This window comes from Ramlibacter agri, from assembly GCF_012927085.1.
Taxonomy (GTDB): domain Bacteria; phylum Pseudomonadota; class Gammaproteobacteria; order Burkholderiales; family Burkholderiaceae_C; genus Ramlibacter; species Ramlibacter agri.
In genome coordinates, this window is the sequence record NZ_JABBFX010000001.1 from 561,872 (window position 1) to 580,654 (window position 18,783).

19 protein-coding genes are annotated in these 18,783 nt (G+C 70.1%); 15 read left to right on the top strand and 4 right to left on the bottom strand.

Annotation, left to right across the window (positions count from 1 at the left end; all coding sequences use genetic code 11):
• The first annotated feature begins 58 nt into the window (after positions 1-58).
• From HHL11_RS02775 to HHL11_RS02830, 12 genes are all read left to right on the top strand, one after another.
• Positions 59-1,393 carry an alpha/beta fold hydrolase gene (locus HHL11_RS02775; protein ID WP_169416896.1) on the top strand — a complete coding sequence of 445 codons (1,335 nt, stop codon included), beginning with the start codon at positions 59-61 and terminating at the stop codon, positions 1,391-1,393.
• Between the two features lie 99 nt (positions 1,394-1,492).
• Entirely contained in the window at positions 1,493-3,202 is a 1,710-nt protein-coding gene (atzF, locus tag HHL11_RS02780) for an allophanate hydrolase (RefSeq protein WP_169416898.1), read from the top strand.
• Positions 3,199-3,408, top strand: a complete 210-nt coding sequence (locus HHL11_RS02785) for a DUF4089 domain-containing protein (protein WP_169416899.1) — start codon at positions 3,199-3,201, stop codon at positions 3,406-3,408. The genes atzF and HHL11_RS02785 overlap by 4 nt, the downstream gene beginning before the upstream one ends.
• Positions 3,405-4,772, top strand: coding sequence for an AtzE family amidohydrolase (locus tag HHL11_RS02790; protein WP_169416901.1), 1,368 nt, complete (start codon positions 3,405-3,407; stop codon positions 4,770-4,772). The genes HHL11_RS02785 and HHL11_RS02790 overlap by 4 nt, the downstream gene beginning before the upstream one ends.
• Positions 4,772-5,146, top strand: coding sequence for an oxalurate catabolism protein HpxZ (gene hpxZ / locus HHL11_RS02795; protein ID WP_169416903.1), 375 nt, complete (start codon positions 4,772-4,774; stop codon positions 5,144-5,146). Before HHL11_RS02790 ends, hpxZ begins: the two co-directional genes overlap by 1 nt.
• Positions 5,147-5,174: 28 nt before the next feature.
• Positions 5,175-6,281 carry a BMP family ABC transporter substrate-binding protein gene (locus HHL11_RS02800; protein WP_169416905.1) on the top strand — a complete coding sequence of 369 codons (1,107 nt, stop codon included), beginning with the start codon at positions 5,175-5,177 and terminating at the stop codon, positions 6,279-6,281.
• 10 nt (positions 6,282-6,291) lie between these two features.
• Entirely contained in the window at positions 6,292-7,377 is a 1,086-nt protein-coding gene (locus tag HHL11_RS02805) for an ABC transporter permease (RefSeq protein WP_169416907.1), read from the top strand.
• Positions 7,374-8,291, top strand: a complete 918-nt coding sequence (locus HHL11_RS02810) for an ABC transporter permease (protein ID WP_169416909.1) — start codon at positions 7,374-7,376, stop codon at positions 8,289-8,291. Before HHL11_RS02805 ends, HHL11_RS02810 begins: the two co-directional genes overlap by 4 nt.
• A 1-nt stretch (position 8,292) precedes the next feature.
• Positions 8,293-8,979, top strand: a complete 687-nt coding sequence (gene biuH, locus HHL11_RS02815) for a biuret amidohydrolase (RefSeq protein WP_169416911.1) — start codon at positions 8,293-8,295, stop codon at positions 8,977-8,979.
• The gene (locus tag HHL11_RS02820) at positions 8,976-10,583 is read left to right on the top strand and encodes an ABC transporter ATP-binding protein (RefSeq protein ID WP_169416913.1); all 1,608 of its coding nucleotides are present in this window, start codon (positions 8,976-8,978) and stop codon (positions 10,581-10,583) included. The genes biuH and HHL11_RS02820 overlap by 4 nt, the downstream gene beginning before the upstream one ends.
• Positions 10,580-11,245, top strand: a complete 666-nt coding sequence (locus tag HHL11_RS02825) for a cysteine hydrolase family protein (RefSeq protein ID WP_169416915.1) — start codon at positions 10,580-10,582, stop codon at positions 11,243-11,245. The genes HHL11_RS02820 and HHL11_RS02825 overlap by 4 nt, the downstream gene beginning before the upstream one ends.
• Positions 11,229-11,954 carry a GntR family transcriptional regulator gene (locus tag HHL11_RS02830; RefSeq protein WP_169416917.1) on the top strand — a complete coding sequence of 242 codons (726 nt, stop codon included), beginning with the start codon at positions 11,229-11,231 and terminating at the stop codon, positions 11,952-11,954. Before HHL11_RS02825 ends, HHL11_RS02830 begins: the two co-directional genes overlap by 17 nt.
• Positions 11,955-11,959: 5 nt before the next feature.
• On the opposite strand, the gene HHL11_RS02835 is transcribed toward HHL11_RS02830, so the two are convergent.
• From HHL11_RS02835 to HHL11_RS02845, 3 genes are all read right to left on the bottom strand, one after another.
• Positions 11,960-12,289 carry a carboxypeptidase-like regulatory domain-containing protein gene (locus HHL11_RS02835; protein WP_169416919.1) on the bottom strand — a complete coding sequence of 110 codons (330 nt, stop codon included), beginning with the start codon at positions 12,287-12,289 and terminating at the stop codon, positions 11,960-11,962.
• Positions 12,286-12,861, bottom strand: a complete 576-nt coding sequence (locus tag HHL11_RS02840) for a hypothetical protein (RefSeq protein WP_169416921.1) — start codon at positions 12,859-12,861, stop codon at positions 12,286-12,288. The genes HHL11_RS02835 and HHL11_RS02840 overlap by 4 nt, the downstream gene beginning before the upstream one ends.
• A 93-nt stretch (positions 12,862-12,954) precedes the next feature.
• The gene (locus HHL11_RS02845) at positions 12,955-13,998 is read right to left on the bottom strand and encodes an AI-2E family transporter (protein ID WP_169416923.1); all 1,044 of its coding nucleotides are present in this window, start codon (positions 13,996-13,998) and stop codon (positions 12,955-12,957) included.
• A 112-nt stretch (positions 13,999-14,110) separates the two neighbouring features.
• Here HHL11_RS02845 and HHL11_RS02850 point away from each other — a divergent pair, with 112 nt between their 5' ends.
• On the top strand, positions 14,111-14,479 hold the full coding sequence (locus HHL11_RS02850; RefSeq protein WP_169416924.1) for a DUF3703 domain-containing protein: 369 nt from the start codon (positions 14,111-14,113) through the stop codon (positions 14,477-14,479).
• On the opposite strand, the gene HHL11_RS02855 is transcribed toward HHL11_RS02850, so the two are convergent.
• On the bottom strand, positions 14,480-17,428 hold the full coding sequence (locus HHL11_RS02855) for a DNA topoisomerase III (RefSeq protein WP_169416926.1): 2,949 nt from the start codon (positions 17,426-17,428) through the stop codon (positions 14,480-14,482).
• Positions 17,429-17,521: 93 nt separating this feature from the next.
• On the opposite strand from HHL11_RS02855, the gene HHL11_RS02860 reads away from it, so the two are divergent.
• On the top strand, positions 17,522-17,998 hold the full coding sequence (locus HHL11_RS02860; protein WP_169416928.1) for an SET domain-containing protein: 477 nt from the start codon (positions 17,522-17,524) through the stop codon (positions 17,996-17,998).
• Positions 17,999-18,003: 5 nt separating this feature from the next.
• Positions 18,004-18,771, top strand: coding sequence for a biotin--[acetyl-CoA-carboxylase] ligase (locus tag HHL11_RS02865; protein ID WP_169416930.1), 768 nt, complete (start codon positions 18,004-18,006; stop codon positions 18,769-18,771).
• Positions 18,772-18,783: the final 12 nt, after the last annotated feature.

Consider the following 18,783-nt stretch of genomic DNA (forward strand, 5'->3'; position numbering starts at 1 on the left):
CGGTTCAGAGTCGGCAGAAGCCTGCAGCCCTGCCACAGCTCCCATGACTCCACCCGAAGTGAAGTACCTGAGCACAGCCGACGGCAGCATCGCCTACCAGTCGTTCGGGGCAGGCACGGGTTGCCTGGTGGTCGTTCCCGGCCTGTTGACCCACATCGAGGCGGTCTGGTCGCGGCCGGAACCCTCCCGGCTGTTCCTGGCTCTCGCGAGGTTCACGCGCGTGGTGCTGCTGGACAAGCGCGGCATCGGCTTGTCCGATCCGTCGCCCATCACCCCGAACGACCTGACGCAGGGGCGCGCCCGCGATCTCGCCAGCTTGATGGATGCCCTGGGGCTCGAGCGCGCGGCGTTCATGGGCATCGCCGGCGGCGGGTCCGCGGTCCTGAGCTTTGCTTCAGCGAACCCCGGGCGTGTCGATGCGCTGGTCCTGTATGCGAGCTGGGCGCATACCAGCGTTCCTGGCTATCCGGACGGCGTCCCGGCGCCCGTGCAGGAAAAGTACCTGCGCTTGCTGGCGCAGAGGTGGGGGAACGACGCCAACCCCGCGTGGCTGGAAGCGATCGCTCCCGCGCTCGCGCAGGATGCCGACTACCGCCTCTGGCTCGCGCACGCCCAGCGCCTGGCGGCATCACCTGCACGGGCTTGTGCGCTCAGTGCCGCGTCGGCCCAGGTCGACCTGCGGGACATCCTGCCGGCTATCCAGGCGCGCACCTTGGTCATGCATGCCAGTGGGGACCAGGTGGTGCCTGTGGACTACAGCCGCGAGCTTGCCGCGCGCATCCCTGGCGCGCGGTACGTGGAACTCCAGTCCCGGGACCACTTCCCGCACACCACCGAGAACTGCTCGGAAATCGCAGGGGCCATCCAGGAATTCCTGACGGGCAAGGCACCCGGGGAGGCGGCGCATCGGCGTGTGGCCACGATCGTCGTCGCCGACGTGGCCGATTCCACGCGAACGCTTGCGGAACTGGGAAACCAGCGCTGGGCAGACGTGCTGGAGCAACTGCATGCAGGCTTGCGCGAGCAGGTCCGGCACCATGGAGGCGAGGTGGTCGACACCGCCGGCGACGGGATCCTCGCGGTGTTCGAGGGGCCGCGGCAGGCGGTCCGCTGCGCCGAGGCGATGCTGCGCTATGTGCGCACCCTGGACCTGGAAGCCAGGGCCGGAGTCCACACCGGTGAGGTCGAGGTCCGCGGCGGCCAGGTCATGGGGCTTGCCGTGCACACGGCCGCTCGTATCGCGGCCCTGGCCGGATGCGGGGAGGTGCTGGCGTCTCGCACGATCAAGGATCTCCTGGCCGGCTCCCCGCTGGCGTTCACGCAGCGTGGGACGCATTCGCTGCGGGGCGTGCCGGACCGGTGGGAGCTCTATCGCGTCCGCGAGCTGGACTGAGTCGACGGCTCTTGTTCCCGCGCCGGGGCCCCGGGCGCGCCCGGTTGTTTGGCACAACCCTTGCATCCAGCACTTGCATACAAGTTTGGATGCTCGCCCATGGTGCAACTCCGGCTCCCCGTGCAACCCGATCGCGATGGCTCGCCGGCCGCGGCCTGGATCGTCCGCACCGAGCCGCCGATCGCGCTGCGGGACGAGGGGCCGCTCGCCGGCCTGCGCTTCGCCGTCAAGGACAACATCGACGTCGAGGACGTCGCCACCACCGCGGCCTGCCCTGCCTTCAGCTACCGCCCGCAGCGGCACGCCAGCGTGGTGCAGCGCCTGCTCGCCGCCGGTGCACGCCTGCTCGGCAAGACCAACCTCGACCAGTTCGCCTGCGGCCTGAACGGCACGCGCTCGCCCTACGGCGCGGTACCCAATGCGTTCAACCCTGCCTATGTGTGCGGCGGCTCGAGCTCGGGCTCGGCCTATGTCGTGGCCACCGGGCAAGCGGACTTCGCGCTGGGCACGGACACGGCGGGCTCGGGCCGCGTGCCGGCCGGCTTCAACAACATCGTGGGGCTGAAGCCCTCCAAGGGCCTGCTCAGCACGCGCGGCGTGCTGCCGGCGGCGCAGAGCGTGGATTGCGTGTCGATCTTCGCGCCGACAGTCGGCATGGCGGCACGCGTGCTGCAGGCGGCGCATGGCCACGACCCGGAGGATCCGTACTCGCGCAAGCTGAAGCTGGTAGACCGCCCCTTCCCGGCGCGTTTCCGCTTCGGCGTGCCGGACCGCCTGAACTTCTTCGGCGACGAGCTCTCGCGCCTCGCCTTTGTGCAGGCCGTGCAGACACTGCAGGAGCTGGGCGGCACGCGCGTGGCCGTCGACTACCGGCCGCTGGCGGGCGCCGGCGCGCTGCTCTATGAAAGCGCGCTGGTGGCGGAGCGCTATGCGGCCCTGCGCAGCTTCTTCGACGGCCGCGATGGCGACATCATCGAGCCGGTGCGCAGCATCATCGGCGCCGGTTGCGGCTACAGCGCCGCCGAGTGGTGCGAGGCGCAAGCCATGCTGCGCTCCTACGGCCAGCTGGCTGACGTCATGTGGGACCGCATCGACACGCTGGTGGTGCCCACCGCGCCGACGATTTACACGATCGCCCAGATGCACGCCGACCCAGTCGCGCTCAACCGCAACCTGGGCGCCTACACCAACTTCGTCAACCTGCTCGATTACGCGGCGCTGGCCGTGCCGGCCGCCATGCGCCCGGACGGCCTGCCCTTCGGCATCACTTTCATCGGCGCTTGCGGCAGCGACTGGCAGCTGGCGGAACTGGGCCAGCGCTTTCACCACGCCACCGGCCTGCCGCAAGGGGCGACCGGCGTGCCGCTGCCGCCGCCGGAATCGATTCCCGGCCTCGCAGCGCCGCGCACCGTGAAGGTCGCAGTGGTCGGCGCGCACCTGTCCGGCATGCCGCTGAATGGCCAGCTCACCGAGCGGGGCGCGACCTTGCTGCGCAGCGCACATACGGCACCCGACTACCGGCTCTATGCGCTGCCCGGCACCACGCCGCCCAAGCCGGGGCTGCTGCGCGTCGCGCCGGGGAGCGGTGCGCGCATCGCGCTGGAGATCTGGGAGATGCCATTGGAGCAGTACGGCTCCTTCGTGGCCATGATCCCGCCGCCGCTGGGCATCGCCACGCTGCGCCTGGACGACGGCACGCAGGTGCAGGGCTTCAGCTGCGAAGCGCTCGCCACCGAGCACGCCGAGGACATCAGCGAGTTCGGCGGTTGGCGCGCCTACCTGGCCGCACAGACGGAGCGGGTCGCATGACGGAAGACGAAGTCCTGGCTTATGTGAAGGCCGCTGCGGGCTTGCTCGCCATGCCGCTGGACGAAGCGCGGGCGCAAGCCGTGGCCATGCACCTCGCGCGCACCGTGGCGCTGGCCCGCCTGCTGGAAGCCGCGCCGCTGGCGCCCGAGGACGAACCGGCCGAGGTCTACCGGCCTGCGCCCTTCCCGGCCGAGGACGCCGCATGAAGACGCTGGACCTGCTGCAGGCGGTGGCCTCCGGCGAGCGCAGCGCGCGCGAGCTGTGCGAGGCGGCGCTGGAGCGCATCGCCGCCAGCGAGCCGCGCATCAACGCCTTTACCGAACGCACCATCGAGCGCGCTCGCACCGAGGCAGATGCCATCGACCGCCGGCGCGCGGCCGGCGAGCCGCTGCCGCCGCTCGCGGGCTTGCCATACGCGGTGAAGAACCTGTTCGACATCGAAGGCGTCACCACCCTGGCCGGCTCGAAGATCAACCGCGAGCTGGCGCCGGCGCGCGCCGACGCCGCGCTGGTGCAGCGCCTGCGTGAAGCGGGCGCGGTGCTGGTGGGCGCGCTCAACATGGACGAATACGCCTACGGCTTCAGCACGGAGAACACGCACTACGGGGCGGCGCGCAATCCGCACGACGCAGCGCGCATGGCGGGCGGTTCTTCCGGCGGCTCGGGCGCGGCGGTGGCCGCGGGCCAGGTGCCGCTGGCGCTGGGCTCGGACACCAACGGCTCCATCCGCGTGCCGGCTTCGCTGTGCGGCGTGTGGGGCCTGAAGCCCACCTTCGGCCGCCTTTCGCGCCGTGGCACTTATCCCTTCGTCCACAGCATCGACCATCTCGGGCCGCTGGCCGACAGCGTCGAAGGGCTGGCCCTCTCTTACGATGCGATGCAAGGCGCCGACCCGCTCGATCCCGGCTGCCACGCTTTGCGTGCGCAGCCCGCTGTGCCCCATTTGGCACGCGGCGTCGAAGGACTGCGCATCGGCCTGCTGGGCGGCTACTTCCACGATCTTGCCGGCCCGGCTGCCCGCGCCGCCGCGCAGCTGGCTGCGCGCACGCTGGGCGCGAGCGAGGAGGTGGAATGGCCCGATGCGGCTGCCGCCCGCGCCGCCGCCTTCATCGTCACCGCCAGCGAAGGCGGCGCACTGCACCTGGACGACCTGCGCCGGCGGCCGCAGGATTTCGAGCCGCTGTCGGTGGACCGCTTCATCGCCGGCGCCCTGCAGCCCGCCGCCTGGTACCTGCGGGCCCAGCGCTTCCGCCGCGCCTACCGCGCGCGGGTCAACGCACTGTTCGAGCACTGGGACCTGCTCATCGCACCGGCGACGCCGGTGAGCGCGCCGCGCATCGGCGAGGAGTGGATAGACATCAATGGGCAGCGGCATCCGAGCCGGCCTTCGCTGGGCCTGCTGACGCAGCCGATCTCCTTCGCCGGCTGTCCGGTGGTGGCCGCGCCGCTGTGGCCGGAAGGAGCAGGCGGCCTGCCGATCGGCGTGCAGTTGATCGCCGCGCCCTGGCGCGAAGACCTCTGCCTGCGCGCCGCGCAGGTGCTGCAGGACGAAGGAGTGGCGCGGCTGTGATGGACATCAACCTGCCCGAGGTCCTGGCCGAAGTGCGGGCCCAGTTCGAACGCTACGAACGCGCGCTCACGTCCAACGACGTCGCCGTGCTCGACGAGCTGTTCTGGAACAGCCCGCACACGCTGCGCTACGGCGCCGGCGAGAACCTGTACGGCTGGGACGCGATCGCGGCCTTCCGCGCGGCCCGTCCTGCGCAAGGCCTCGGGCGCGAGCTGCTGAAGACGGTCATCACCACCTACGGCCGCGACTTCGCTACCGCCGACACCGAGTTTCGCCGCAGCGGCAGCGCGCGCACCGGCCGCCAGAGCCAGGCCTGGGTACGGATGCCGGAAGGCTGGCGCGTCGTCGCCGCCCACGTGAGCCTGCTTGCCTGATTCCCTTTCAACCCGTGAGGAGAGCACCATGAGCCAGCACTTCAACCGCCGCGACACGCTGAAGTCCATCGCCGCCCTGTCGGCGCTCGGCGCCAGCCCCTTCGCCTTCGCCCAGAAGCCGATCACGGTGGGCGTCATCTACGTCGGGCCGCGCGACGACTACGGCTACAACCAGGCGCAGGCCGAGGCCGCGGCGGCGCTGAAGAAACTGCCCGGCGTGAAGGTGGTCGAGGAGGAGAACGTGCCCGAGACCGCCGCCGTGCAGAAGACCATGACCGGCATGATCGCGCAGGACGGCGCCACGCTGGTCTTCCCCACCTCCTTCGGCTACTTCGACCCGCACATGCTGGCCGTGGCCGCCAAGTACCCGGACGTGCGCTTCGCGCATTGCGGCGGCATGTGGACCGAGGGCAAGCACCCGAAGAACACGGCCAGCTACTTCGGCTACATCGACGAATGCCAGTACCTCAATGGCGTCGTCGCCGGCCACATGAGCAAGAGCGGCAAGCTGGGCTTCGTCGCCGCCAAGCCCATCCCGCAGGTGCTGCGCAACATCAACGCCTTCACCATGGGCGCACGCTCGGTGCATCCGAACCTCACGACGCAGGTGATCTTCACCGGCGACTGGTCCATGCCGGTGAAGGAGGCCGAGGCGACCAACAGCCTGGCCGACCAGGGCGTGGACGTCTTCACCATGCACGTGGACGGGCCCAAGGTGATCGTGGAGACGGCCGCCAAGCGCGGCAAGATGGTCTGCGGCTACCACGCGAGCCAGGCCAAGCTGGCGCCGCAAGCCTACCTGACCGGCGCCGAGTGGAACTGGCTGACGGCCTACACCACCTTCCTCGACGCGGCGCGCAGCGGCAAGCCGCATCCCAACTTCATCCGCGGCGGCCTGAAGGAGGGCTACGTGAAGATGTCGCCCTACGGGCCCGCGGTCAGCGACGCCGCGAAGAAGCAGGCCGACGGCATCAAGGCGCAGATGGTGGCCGGCACGTTCGACATCTTCAAGGGCCCGCTGAAGGACAACAAGGGCGGTGTCGCCATCCCCGCCGGCAAGGTCTACAAGCAGACCGACATCGAGCTGGAGAAGATGAACTACCTGGTCGAAGGCGTGGTCGGCAGCGCCGGCTGAAAGCAAGGGCATGCGAAGCGTCCTGCAACAAGCCGCCCTGCCGGTTGCCGCCATCCTGGCGGCGCTGGTCCTGTTCGGCGGCTTCGTCGCCTTCGCCGGCGCGAGCCCGGTCGAAGCCTGGGTGATCCTGTTCAAGGGCGCTTTCGGCGACTGGTTCTCCTGGCAGAACACCTTGCAGCGCGCCGCGCCGCTGATGCTCACGGCGCTGTGCGTGGCGATCCCCGCGCGCGCCGGGCTGGTCATCATCGGCGGCGAAGGCGCGCTGGTGCTGGGCGGGCTGGCGGCGGCTGCGTCGGCGCAGGTGCTGCCATTCACCGGGTGGACGGGCACGGTGGCGGTGTGCGTCGCGGGCGCGCTGGCCGGGGCTGCCTGGATCGCGCTGGCCGGCTGGCTGCGGCAATGGCGCGGCGTCAACGAAACCATCAGCAGCCTGCTGCTGGCGTATGTAGCGATCGGCCTGTTCAAGCACCTGGTGGAAGGACCGCTGCGCGACCCGGCGTCGCTGAACAAGCCGTCGACGCATGCGCTCGCCGAGAGCCTGCGCATCGGCGGCATCGCCGGCTCGGACGTTCACTGGGGGCTGGTGCTGGGCGTGCTGGCCTGCCTGGCCGCAGCGGTGTGGCTGCGCTGGTTGCCCTCCGGCTTCGCCACGCGCGTGGTGGGTGGGAACCCGCGCGCGGCGCAGCTCGTAGGGCTGCCGGCAGCGGGGCTCATCCTGCTGGCTTGCGCGCTTGGTGGCGGCGCGGCGGGCCTCGCGGGCGCGGTGGAAGTGGCGGCGGTGCACACGAGCGCGAATGCCTCGCTGATCGCGGGCTACGGCTATGCCGGCATCCTGGTGGCCTTCATCGCCCGGCAGGAGCCGCTCGCGGTGATCCCGGTGGCCATCCTGTTCGGCGGCTTCGGTGCGGCGGGCAGCCTGCTGCAGCGGCGCCTGGGCTTGCCCGATGCGTCGGTGCTGGTGCTGCAGGGGATCGCGTTCGTGTTGATCCTCGCGAGCGAAGCGCTGCGGGACGTGGACTGGAAGGCGCTTTGGGCCCGCCTGTTCGTCATCCCGGGCCCGACCCGGGATCCATCGTGGCGTGGCAAGAGCGCATGACTGCCGATCAACTCCTCGCCCTCGTCGCCGGCATCCTCGGCGGCGCCCTGCGCGTCGGCGCACCCTTCCTCTTCGTCTCCCTCGGCGAATGCATCACCGAGAAGGCGGGTCGCATCAACCTGGGGCTGGAAGGCGTTCTCGTGCTCTCGGCCATGTGCGGTTTCGGTGGCAGCTACCTCACCGGTTCCGTCTGGCTGGGCGTGCTGTGCGCGGTGCTGGCCGGCGGCGCGCTGGCTGCGCTGCACGGCGTGTTGTGTTCGCTGCCGCGCGTCAACGACGTCGCCACCGGCATCGCGCTGATGCTGCTCGGCACCGGGCTGGCCTTCTACCTGGGCAAGCCGCTGATCCAGCCCCAGGCGCCGCAGCTGCCGCCGATCGAACTGGGCAACTGGAGCAGTTCGCCGGCGGTGAAGGCGGCGCTGCAGATCAACCCGCTGGTGCCGCTGGGCCTGCTGCTGGCCGTGGCGCTCTGGTGGGGCTTCGCCAACACGCGCGCCGGCCTGCTGGTGCGCATGGCGGGCGATTCGGCGCAGGCGGCGCGCGCGCTCGGCTACTCGGTGCCCGCCATCCGCATCGCAGCCACCATCGCCGGCGGCATGGTCGCGGGCCTCGGCGGCGCCTGCCTCACGCTGTTCTATCCGGGCAGCTGGAACGAGGGCATCTCCAGCGGCCAGGGCCTGATCGCCGTGGCGCTGGTGATCTTCGCTCGCTGGAGCCCGCTGCGCTGCGTCGGCGCGGCGCTGTTGTTCGGCGGAGCCGGTGCCCTCGGGCCGGCGCTGCAGGCCATCGGCATCGGCTGGGGCTACCACCTGTTCAACATCGTGCCTTACGTGCTGACCCTGCTGATCCTGGTCCTGAGCTGCAAGCCGGGCCAGCTGGCGGCGGGCGCGCCGGGCGAGTTCTCGGCGAGGTGACATGGAACGCTACGTCCGCGCGAATCCCTATGTCTGGCCTTTCGACGGCAACCTGAAGCCGTCGAACACGGCGCTCATCGTCATCGACATGCAGACCGACTTCTGCGGCCCTGGCGGCTACGTCGACAAGATGGGCTACGACATCTCGCTCGCGCGCGCGCCCATCGCGCCGCTGCGCCAGCTGATGGCGGCGCTGCGCACCGGTGGCTGGCACGTGATGCACACGCGCGAAGGCCATCGTCCCGACCTGTCGGACCTGCCAGCCAACAAGCGCTGGCGCTCGCGCCAGGCCGGCACCGGCGGCGTCGGCATCGGCGATGCGGGCCCGTGCGGACGCATCCTGGTGCGCGGCGAGCCGGGCTGGGAAATCATCCCGGAGCTGGCGCCGCTGCCCGGCGAAACCGTCATCGACAAGCCGGGCAAGGGCAGCTTCTGCGCCACCGACCTCGAACTGGTGCTGCACACGCGCGGCATCCGCAACCTGCTGCTGGCGGGCATCACTACCGACGTCTGCGTGCACACCACGATGCGCGAAGCCAACGACCGCGGCTTCGAGTGCCTGCTGCTCTCGGACTGCACGGCGGCCACCGACCGCTGCAACCACGAAGCGGCGCTGAAGATGGTCACGATGCAGGGCGGCGTGTTCGGAGCGCACGCGCCTTCGTCCGCGGTGCTGGAGGTCTTATGAGAGTCGATCCGCTGCCGCCACCCACCGGCGCCATGGCGCTGGAAACCTACGAACTCACCAAGCGCTTCGGCAGCTTCACGGCACTGGACGGCGTCAGCCTGAAGGTGGCGCCGGGCAGCGTGCACGCGCTGCTGGGCGAGAACGGCGCCGGCAAGAGCACGCTGGTGAAGTGCATTGCCGGTTTCCACCGCGCCGAGCACGGCAGCATCGTCACCGACGGCCGCGAGCAGGACATCGCGAACCCGGTCGTGGCGCGCGGGCTGGGCATCGGCATGGTCTACCAGCACTTCACGCTGGCGCCGGGCATGACCGTCGCCGAAAACCTGCTGCTGGCCGGCGGCGCGGTGCCGGGCGTGATCGCCTGGCGGCGGCAGCGCGAAGCGCTGGAGTCCTTCCTGGCGACCACGCCCTTCCGGCTGGACCTCGACGCGCGCCCGATCGCGCTGGCCGCCGGCGAGAAGCAGAAGCTGGAACTGCTGAAGCAGCTGTACCTGAAGCCGCGCCTGCTGATCCTGGACGAGCCCACCTCGGTGCTGACGCCGCAGGAGGCCGACGAGGTGCTGGGTCACGTGCGCGCGTTCGCGCGCGCTGGCCTTTGCACGGTGCTGATCATCACGCACAAGTTCCGGGAGGTGATGGCCTATGCCGACGACGTGACCGTGCTGCGGCGCGGCCGCCAGGTGCATCAATGCGCGGTGCGGGACACCGACCCGCCGCGCCTCGCGCAGGCGATGGTCGGTGACGCGCAGGTGGCGCAGGCCGATGTCCGTCCGCGCGCGCCTTGTCGGCCGGCCGTGGCAGCGAGGCCCGCGCTGGAGGTGGACGCGCTGGATGTGATGGGCGATCGCGGCACGCTGGCCGTGCGCGGCCTGTCGCTGGCAGTGCGGCCCGGCGAGATCCTCGGCCTGGCGGGAGTCTCGGGCAATGGCCAGCGCGAGCTGGTGGAAGCCCTGGTGGGGCAGCGCGAACGCGCCGGCGGCCGCGTGCGCGTGCGCGGCGAGCCCTATGCGGCGCGGCGCGGCGAGAACCACAGGCTGCAGGTGCGCAGCCTGCCCGAGGAGCCGCTGCGCAATGCCTGCGTCGGCGACCTGAGCGTCGCCGAGAACATGGCGCTGCGCGACTTCGACCGCGCGCCGCTGGCGGCCGCCGGCGTGCTGCACTTCTCCCGCTGGCGCGAACGCGCGCGCGAGTGGATCACGGCCTACGGCATCAAGACCCGCGGCGAGGACGCGCCGATGCGCAGCCTGTCCGGCGGCAATGTGCAGCGCGCGGTGCTGGCGCGCGAACTGGCCGGCGAGATCAGCGTGCTGATCGCCGCCAACCCGGTGTTCGGCCTCGACTTCGCGGCGGTGGCGGAGATCCACGCGCGCATCCGCGGCGTGCGCGAGCGCGGCGGCGCGGTGCTCCTGATCAGCGAAGACCTGGACGAACTGCTGGAGCTGGCCGACCGCATCGCGGTGATGAGTGAAGGCCGCATTGCTTACGAATGCGATGCGGCGAGCGCCGAACGCCAGGTGCTGGGCGCGCACATGGGCGGCGGCCACCATGCGCCGGCAGCCGCTCTGCCGCAGGTCGTCGAACAGGAAGAAGAGGTCGCCGCATGACGCGCCTGGCCGCCCACCCCTTCCCCTACGACTTCGAGCTCGCCACTACCGCCCTCGTCCTGATCGACCTGCAGCGCGACTTCGTCGAGCCGGGCGGCTTCGGCGAATCGCTGGGTAACGACGTTCGGCTGCTGCAGGCGATCCTGCCGGCGTGCAGCGCAGTGCTCGACGCCTGGCGAGCATCCGGTGGCACCGTGGTGCACACGCGCGAGGCGCACCGGCCGGACCTCAGCGACTGCCCGCCGGCCAAGCGCAACCGCGGCAACCCGCGCCTGCGCATCGGCGACGAAGGGCCGATGGGACGCATCCTCGTTGCCGGCGAGCCCGGCAACCAGATCGTGCCGGAGCTGGCGCCGCTCGCGGGCGAGATCGTCATCGACAAGCCCGGCAAGGGCGCCTTCTACGCCACGCCGCTGCACGAACTGCTGCAGGACCAGGGCATCACGCACCTGGTGTTCGGCGGCGTCACCACCGAAGTGTGCGTGCAGACCAGCATGCGCGAAGCCAACGACCGCGGCTACGACTGCCTGCTGCTGGAGGACTGCACCGAAAGCTACTTCCCGGCCTTCAAGGCGGCCACGCTGGAGATGGTGCGGGCCCAGGGCGCCATCGTCGGCTGGACCGCCACCAGCCCACAATTGCTGCATGCACTCACACGCTAGGGCCGTCGCGGCCCGCACCCACGCCGCCGTCCACGCCCATCGTTCGCGCGCCGACGACGTCTACGACCAGCTCAAGCGCGACGTGGCCGAATTCCGGCTGGTGCCTGGCGACCGCTTGACCGAGCACGAAGTCAGCGAGCGCCTGGGCGTCAGCCGCACGCCGGTGCGGCAGGCGCTGTACCGGCTGCAGCAGGAGGGCTTCGTCGAGGTGCTGTTCCGCAGCGGCTGGCGCGTGCTGCCCTTCGACTTCGACCGCTTCGAGCAGCTCTACGACCTGCGCATGGTGCTGGAGACCACGGCCGTCCAGCGCATCTGCGCCGGCGACAGCCGCGTCGACCAGGCGCTGCTGGAGCAACTGGCCGCGATCTGGCTGGTGCCGGCCGCCGCGCGCAGCGGCGATGCGGCACAGGTGGCGGCCTGGGACGAGGCCTTCCACTGCGCGCTGGTGGCCGCGGCCGGCAACGCGGAAATGGCGCGCGTGCACCGCGAGGTGACGGAGCGCATCCGCATCATCCGGCGCCTGGACTTCACCAAGCAGCCGCGCATTGCCGCCACCTACGACGAACACGCCAGGATCCTGAAGGCGGTGCAGCGCCGCCGCGGCGACCAGGCGGTGCTGCTGCTGCGCGCCCACATCGAGACCAGCCAGGCGGAGGTGCGCAAGATCACGCTGCACCAGGTGCACCTGGCGCGAGCCGGGGCGGGCTGAGCGGCTTACAGCACGATCGGCTGCAGCACCACCGGTTCCCGCACCAGCACCTGGTCGCGGAAGATCAGCTTCTGGCCCCAGTACATCTCCAGGAAATACGGCTCCGGCCGCACGGGGATGGCGTTCCAGCCGAAGCGTCCGTAGGCGTCGGTGGTGGCGGCCGTGCTGCGACCGAGCACGCTGTGCACCAGCACGACCGTGACGCCGGGCACCGGGCCGCGGTTGCGCGAAAGCAGCTGGCCCTGCACGGGCACCATGCCCCGCCCTTGTGCCGCCGCCGGCCACGGCGCGAGCAGCGCCAGCAAGGCCGCTGCGAGGCCCAGGCGGCGGTTCATTGCGCCACCCCGAAACCGCCCTCCGTGGCCGGGGTGGTGAAAGGCAGGACGGCGATGCGCTTCTCCAGGTCCGATTCCTGCACCTTGCGTCGCAGTTCCAGGGTGCCCACGTGTGCCACCCGGCGCCCGCGCGGGTTGATGCGGATCGACTGCGTATAGGGCTCGTAGCCCGGCGCGTTGATCATCAGCACGACCACCGACAGGTCCGGGTACACGCGGCCGTTGATGCGCCCGCCCGTGCTCGAAGGCAGTTCCCAGTTGGCCGGCCGCACCAGGATGGCGGGCGGGTCGTCGATGCCCTTGATCTCGCCGTCGAATTCGATGGGGACGATGTCGGGCGGCTTCAGGAAGCCGAGCGACATCGTGATGAACAGCAGCCCGACGAGGAAGAAGGCGATGCCGGGGACCTGCGTGTTGATGCGGAACTGCTTCTTCCACTCGATGGTGATGGCATCCCGCTTGGGCGTGGCCGCCAGCGTGATCACGCCCTTCGCCACCAGCCAGATACCGCCCAGGACCATGGAGATGCCAGCCAGGGCGCCCGTGAGCGCCACGATCTCGAACGCCGTCATGTCAGACCCCCTTGCCCGGGAAGACGCCAGGCAAGCTTAGGCGTGCGGCGTTGACGCGTCCACCTCACGAAGGACGAAAACGGCCGAGCAGTGCTAGACCCAGTCCTCGTCGCGCAGCTCGCGCGTGAGCCAGGCGCAGTAGATCGGCGCGGCGACCAGCCCCGAGAGACCGAAGGCCGCTTCGAGCACCAGCATCGAAGCCAGCATGGCCGAGGTCGGCACGTTGGTGCGGCCGCCGACGATGCGCGCGTTGAGGAAGTACTCCAGCTTGTGCACGAGGATCAGGAAGCCAAGCGATGCCACGCCCAGCCAGGCCGACACCGTGAGGGCCGCGATGGTGATCGCCGTGTTGGACAACAGGTTGCCGACGATGGGGATCAGGCTGGCGAAGAAGGTGAAGCCCACGAGCGTCGGCGACAGCGGCACGCGGTAGCCCAGCATGGGCAGCAGCACCAGCAGGTACAGGCCGGTCAGCAGGGCGTTGATCGCGGAGATGCGCAACTGCGCCGCGAACACGTCCTCGAACGCCTGCGCCAGCTGCAGCAGCCGGGACTGCGCCAGCAGCACCAGCGGCCGGCGCGAGGGCATGCGGCGCGCGTTGGCGGTGCCGGTCGCGGCCATCAGGCCGATGACCAGGCCGATGATGATGTGCACCAGCACCTTCAGCGCGGTGCCGCTCCAGTGCTGCACCTCGCCGGCGTGCTCGCGCAGCCAGGTGGTCACCGCGTGCTGCACGGCGTCCGCCGATTCGGGCAGCCATTGCACCAGCCAGGGCGGCGCCATGGCGCGGACCTGGTCCAGCGTGTCGGCCAGCAGTTGCAGCAAGCGCCCGAGCCCGCCGGACTTGAACAGCAGCTCGAAGCCGGCCAGCACGGCCAGCACGAAGCCGGCCACGGCCGCCGCCAGCAGCAGCCAGCGGATGGCGCGCGTGCGCCAGTTGCCGCCAGCCGGCCCCGTGAAGGCGCGGATGCGCCGATACAGCACGAAGCCGGTCAGTCCCGCGAACAGCGAGGACAACAGGTGCAGGTGCAGCAGGGCAAGCAGCGCGATGGCGGCCAGCAGGATGCTGCGCACGCGCAGCTGGCCCGTGATGAGCGCGGCGCCGGGCGGCTCGGGCGGCGGGAACGGAAGCTTCACGGGGCGCATTGTGCCGTCGGCCTGCGCCGCCGGGGGGCGGATGCGGCGGGCCGCGGGCTGGAACGCTCTCGCGGTCCTTGACCCAGCTCAAGCTTTCGCGTTACAAAATGACATGGATGCCCTCACGCCCCTGGAGCGGCGCATTGCCTACGCCCGCCTGGTTCGCGGCTTCGTCGACGCCGCGTCGGACGTGCGCTGGAACTGGCTGATGGCCGCCCACGTGGTGGGCCAGCACGAGCCGGGGCTGCATTTCGACAGCCATCGCCGCATGCTGCGGCTGGCCGGCGAAACGCGCGACTGGGGCGAGGCGGCGGGGCAGCTGCTGCGCATCGCGCTGCTGCCTTTCGGGCACTTGCTGCGCCGCATCCCGCTGGGGAACACCGGCCGCGCCGAGGTGGGCGTCACGCAGGCGATGGAGCCGCCCGAGCCGGTGCAGGTGCTGGTGGATTGGGCGGTGCTGGCGACGAAGTTGCCGGCCTGATCACTCCGAAGACAAGTGCTTGCCGACGATGCCGGCGAGCTCGAACATCGTCACCTGCGGCTTGCCGAACACCTTGCGCAGCTTCTCGTCGGCGTTGATCGCGCGCTTGTCCTTGGCGTCCTGCAGGCCCTGGGCCTTGATGTAGTCCCAGATCTTCTTGATCACCTCGGTGCGCGCCAGCGGTTCGCTGCCGACCACGGCGGCGAGCTCCGGGCTCGGCTTCAGGCCGGGGCCGGTCTTGCGCGGCGCCGCGGCCTTCTTGGCGGCGGGCGCCTTTTTCGCGGCCGGTGCCTTCGCCGCCGCCTTGGCGGCCTTGGCCGTGGCCTTCACCGGCGTGGCGGGTGCCTTCCTGGCGGTGGCCGTCTTGCCGGCCGCGGGTGCACCCTTGCGCGGCGGGAACTTGGAGGCGCGCGGCTCGAACTCGAAGTTCACCTTGCCCGCTTCCGCGTCCCAGGCGAGGAAGGCCTTGAACGAGCGCCGCGTGCGCATGGAGACGAACTTGTCCAGCAGGTCGGTCTTGCCCGTGGCCAGCAGCTTGGCCATCTGGTCGCGCTCCACCGGCTGCTGCAGGATGATCTTGCCGCTGCGGAAGTCGCAGGTCGGGTGCGGATGCTCCTGCGTGGGCACGGAACGCTCGCACACGTAGTTGCTGCCCCACTCGAACACTTTGTGGCCGCACTTGGGGCAAGGGCCCAGCGGCTCCTGCGCCGAGAAGTCGACGACCTCGCCGGTCTCGGCGGGATCGTCCTCGTTGCCGAAGTCGAACTCCAGCTTCCAGTTCTTCTCTTCCTCGTCGTAGACCAGCGCAAGTTCCGCCGTGAATGGCCAGCCCGCCTTGGAGCGGAAGCCCTGCAGCGGGCCGATCCTCTTGTTGGCCAGAAATTCTTCCACCTCGTCGAGCTCGAAGGCGCGGCCAGCGGGGATCTTGGTGAAGGAGAAGCCGCAGGGCGGCTGGCCTTTCTTGCCGACGCAGTTGTAGCGGCGGTAGGTTTCCTGCACCACGCCGCCGCAGTTGGGGCAGGGCGTCTTCAGGGTGGCGTAGTCGCCCGGCACCGTGTCGCGGTCGTACTCCTTGGCCTTCATGACGATGCGCTTCGTCATGTCGGCGATCTCGTGCATGAACTGCTCGCGCGAGAGCTTGCCGTGCTCCATCTGGGACAGCTTGTATTCCCACTCGCCGGTCAGCTCGGGCTTGCTCAGTTCCTCCACGCCCAGGCCGCGCAGCAGCGTCATGAGCTGGAACGCCTTGGCCGTCGGGATCAACTCGCGGCCTTCGCGCAGCATGTACTTCTCGTTGATCAGGCCTTCGATGATGGCCGCGCGGGTGGCCGGCGTGCCCAGGCCCTTCTCGGCCAGCGCTTCGCGCAGTTCCTCGTCCTCGACGAACCTGCCGGCGCCTTCCATCGCGCCCAGCAAGGTGGCTTCGCTGTAGCGCGCCGGCGGCCGGGTCTTCAGGCCCTTGGCCTCGGCGGACTCGGTCAGCACCATTTCGCCCGGCTTCACCGGAACGAGGGTCTTGTCGCCTTCCTTGGCCTCGGCTTCGGGGTCGGCGGCTTCCTTGCCGTAGATGGCCAGCCAGCCCGGCTTGACCAGCACCTTGCCTTCGGTGCGGAACTTGTGGCCCGCGGCTTCGCTGATGCGGGTGGTGACCAGCGATTCGGCGCTGGGGAAGAACACCGCCAGGAAGCGCCGCACCACCAGGTCGTACAGCTTCTGCTCCGCCTCCGACAGGCCGCTCGGTGCCTGCAGGGTGGGGATGATGGCGAAGTGGTCCGACACCTTGCTGTCGTCGAACACCTTCTTGATCGGCTTGACGTATTTCTCGTCGAGGGCCTGCTGCGCGAACGGCGCCAGGTGGCCCATGCCGCTGCCGGCCAGCATGCCCATGGTGTCCTGCGCCACCTTCACGTAGTCGGAAGGCAGGTGGCGCGAGTCGGTCCGCGGGTAGGTCAGCGCCTTGTGGCGCTCGTACAGCGACTGCGCCAGCGCCAGCGTGGTCTTGGCCGAATAGCCGAAGCGGCCGTTGGCTTCGCGCTGCAGCGAGGTCAGGTCGAACAGGCCGGGCGAGGCCTGCGTGCTGGGCTTGGATTCCTCGCTGACCGTGGCGGGCTTGCCACGCACGGCGTCGGCGATGGCCTTGGCCTGCGCTTCGTTCCAGACGCGGTCGGCCTTCTTCTCGGCGTCTTCCGGGTCCCGCTTGAAATTGGGGTCGAACCACTTGCCCGGGTACTGGCCCGCCTCGGCGTCGAAGCTGCCGTGGACTTCCCAGTAGTCGCGGCTGACGAACTTGCGGATCTGCTCTTCGCGCTCGACCACGATGGCCAAGGTGGGTGTCTGCACCCGGCCGACGGTGGTGAGGAAGAAGCCGCCGTCGCGCGAGTTGAACGCGGTCATGGCGCGGGTGCCGTTGATGCCCACCAGCCAGTCGGCCTCGGAGCGCGAGCGCGCCGCGTGCGCCAGGCCTTCCATCTGCTTGTCGCTGCGCAGCTTCTCGAAGCCTTCGCGGATGGCCTGCGGCGTCATCGACTGCAGCCACAGGCGCCGCACCGGCTTGCCCAGCGGCTTGGCGCCGCCGGCGAACTGCTCGATCAGGCGGAAGATGAGCTCCCCTTCGCGGCCCGCGTCGCAGGCGTTCACCAGCTCGGTGACGTCCTTGCGCTTGGCCAGCTTGACCACCGCGTTCAGGCGCGACTTGGTCTTGTCGACCGGCTTCAGGTCGAAGAAGGGCGGGATGACGGGCAGGTGGGCGAAGCTCCATTTGCCGCGCTTGACGTCGAACTGCTCCGGCGCATGGATCTCCACCAGGTGGCCGACGGCACTGGTGACGACGTACTTGTCGTTCTCGAAGTACTCGTCGTGCTTGTCGAACTTGCCGGCCACCGGCTGCAGTGCCCGCACGATGTCCTGTGCGACGGAGGGCTTCTCGGCGATGACTAGGGTCTTGCTCATGTCGGATGTTCTTACAATCTGCGCTTTTCCTCGCGCGCATACGCGCACGCATGTGCGCACGTGTACGAATTCAACTTAACAGAAATTCCCGGCATGGCTGTTTCCGGCGCTCCCAAGTCCAACCGCAGAATCCAGGTCCGCAAGTCGGGCGTCCACGGCAAGGGCGTCTTCGCCGTGCAGGACATCCCCGAAGGCGAGAAGCTCATCGAATACCTGGGCGAGATCATCACCTGGAAGGAGGCGCAGCGCCGCCACCCCTGGAACCCTGAGGATCCGAACCATACCTTCTATTTCCACGTGGACGACAAGCGGGTGATCGATGCCTCGGTCGGCGGCAATGCCGCCCGCTGGATCAACCACTCCTGCGAGCCGAACTGCGAGGCGGACGAGGAAGAAGGCCGCATCTTCATCAAGAGCCTGCGGAATATCAAGGCCGGCGAAGAGCTGAGCTACGACTACGGCCTGATCATCGATGAGCCGTACACGAAGAAGCTGAAGGCCGAATACCCCTGCTGGTGCGGCAGCAAGGACTGCCGCGGCACGCTGCTGGCGCCCAAGCGCCGCCGCTGAACCCCATGGGTGCTTGGCCGGTAGACGCGATCCGGGAGGCCGTGGCGCCGCTGCTGCCGGGCTTTGCAGTCGAAGTGCTGGCCGAAATCGACTCCAGCAACACCGAGCTGATGCGCCGCGCCCGTGCCGGCCGGACCGGGCCGGTCCTGCTGGTGGCCGAGCAGCAGACCGCCGGCCGCGGCCGCCTGGGCCGGGCCTGGCAGAGCGCCCCGGGCGATTCCCTGATGTTTTCGCTGGGCTTGCCGCTGGCGCCCGCCGACTGGTCGGGGCTGTCGCTGGCCGTCGGCGTCAGCGTGGCGGAAAGCCTGCACCCGCGGGCCCGCCTCAAATGGCCGAACGACCTGTGGCTGGACGACGACCGCAAGCTGGCCGGCATCCTCATCGAAACGGCCAGTAGTGGCGGCGCTGCAACGCCACGCTACGCCGTCATCGGCGTCGGCATCAACATCGCGCCCCGGCCGGCGCTGGGCCTGTCCACGCCGCCGGCCTGCCTGCAGGACCTGGACCTGCAGGCCGAGGCCGGCAGCACCCTGCTGCGCGTGGCCGAGCCGCTGGTGCGCACCGTGCTGGCCTTCCAGGACTACGGTTTCGCGCCCTTCCGGGCCCGTTTTGCGGCCCGCGACGTGCTCCTGGACCGGCCGGTGAAGCTCAGTGACGGCACGGCCGGCACGGCCCACGGCGTGGCCGAGGACGGCAGCCTGCTGGTGCATACTGCGGCCGGCATGCAGGCCATCAGCAGCTCCGAGGTGAGCGTGCGGCCGGCTGCCCCCTGAGCCCGCCCACGA

Excerpts from the sequence above, each read along its gene's own strand:
- atzF (WP_169416898.1), top strand. The coding sequence starts at position 1,493 with ATGGTGCAACTCCGGCTCCCCGTGCAACCCGATCGCGATGGCTCGCCG.
- HHL11_RS02785 (WP_169416899.1), top strand. The coding sequence starts at position 3,199 with ATGACGGAAGACGAAGTCCTGGCTTATGTGAAGGCCGCTGCGGGCTTG.
- HHL11_RS02790 (WP_169416901.1), top strand. The coding sequence starts at position 3,405 with ATGAAGACGCTGGACCTGCTGCAGGCGGTGGCCTCCGGCGAGCGCAGC.
- hpxZ (WP_169416903.1), top strand. The coding sequence starts at position 4,772 with ATGGACATCAACCTGCCCGAGGTCCTGGCCGAAGTGCGGGCCCAGTTC.
- HHL11_RS02800 (WP_169416905.1), top strand. The coding sequence starts at position 5,175 with ATGAGCCAGCACTTCAACCGCCGCGACACGCTGAAGTCCATCGCCGCC.
- HHL11_RS02805 (WP_169416907.1), top strand. The coding sequence starts at position 6,292 with ATGCGAAGCGTCCTGCAACAAGCCGCCCTGCCGGTTGCCGCCATCCTG.
- HHL11_RS02810 (WP_169416909.1), top strand. The coding sequence starts at position 7,374 with ATGACTGCCGATCAACTCCTCGCCCTCGTCGCCGGCATCCTCGGCGGC.
- biuH (WP_169416911.1), top strand. The coding sequence starts at position 8,293 with ATGGAACGCTACGTCCGCGCGAATCCCTATGTCTGGCCTTTCGACGGC.
- HHL11_RS02820 (WP_169416913.1), top strand. The coding sequence starts at position 8,976 with ATGAGAGTCGATCCGCTGCCGCCACCCACCGGCGCCATGGCGCTGGAA.
- HHL11_RS02825 (WP_169416915.1), top strand. The coding sequence starts at position 10,580 with ATGACGCGCCTGGCCGCCCACCCCTTCCCCTACGACTTCGAGCTCGCC.
- HHL11_RS02830 (WP_169416917.1), top strand. The coding sequence starts at position 11,229 with ATGCACTCACACGCTAGGGCCGTCGCGGCCCGCACCCACGCCGCCGTC.
- HHL11_RS02835 (WP_169416919.1), bottom strand. The coding sequence starts at position 12,289 with ATGAACCGCCGCCTGGGCCTCGCAGCGGCCTTGCTGGCGCTGCTCGCG.
- HHL11_RS02840 (WP_169416921.1), bottom strand. The coding sequence starts at position 12,861 with ATGACGGCGTTCGAGATCGTGGCGCTCACGGGCGCCCTGGCTGGCATC.
- HHL11_RS02850 (WP_169416924.1), top strand. The coding sequence starts at position 14,111 with ATGGATGCCCTCACGCCCCTGGAGCGGCGCATTGCCTACGCCCGCCTG.
- HHL11_RS02855 (WP_169416926.1), bottom strand. The coding sequence starts at position 17,428 with ATGAGCAAGACCCTAGTCATCGCCGAGAAGCCCTCCGTCGCACAGGAC.
- HHL11_RS02860 (WP_169416928.1), top strand. The coding sequence starts at position 17,522 with ATGGCTGTTTCCGGCGCTCCCAAGTCCAACCGCAGAATCCAGGTCCGC.
- HHL11_RS02865 (WP_169416930.1), top strand. The coding sequence starts at position 18,004 with ATGGGTGCTTGGCCGGTAGACGCGATCCGGGAGGCCGTGGCGCCGCTG.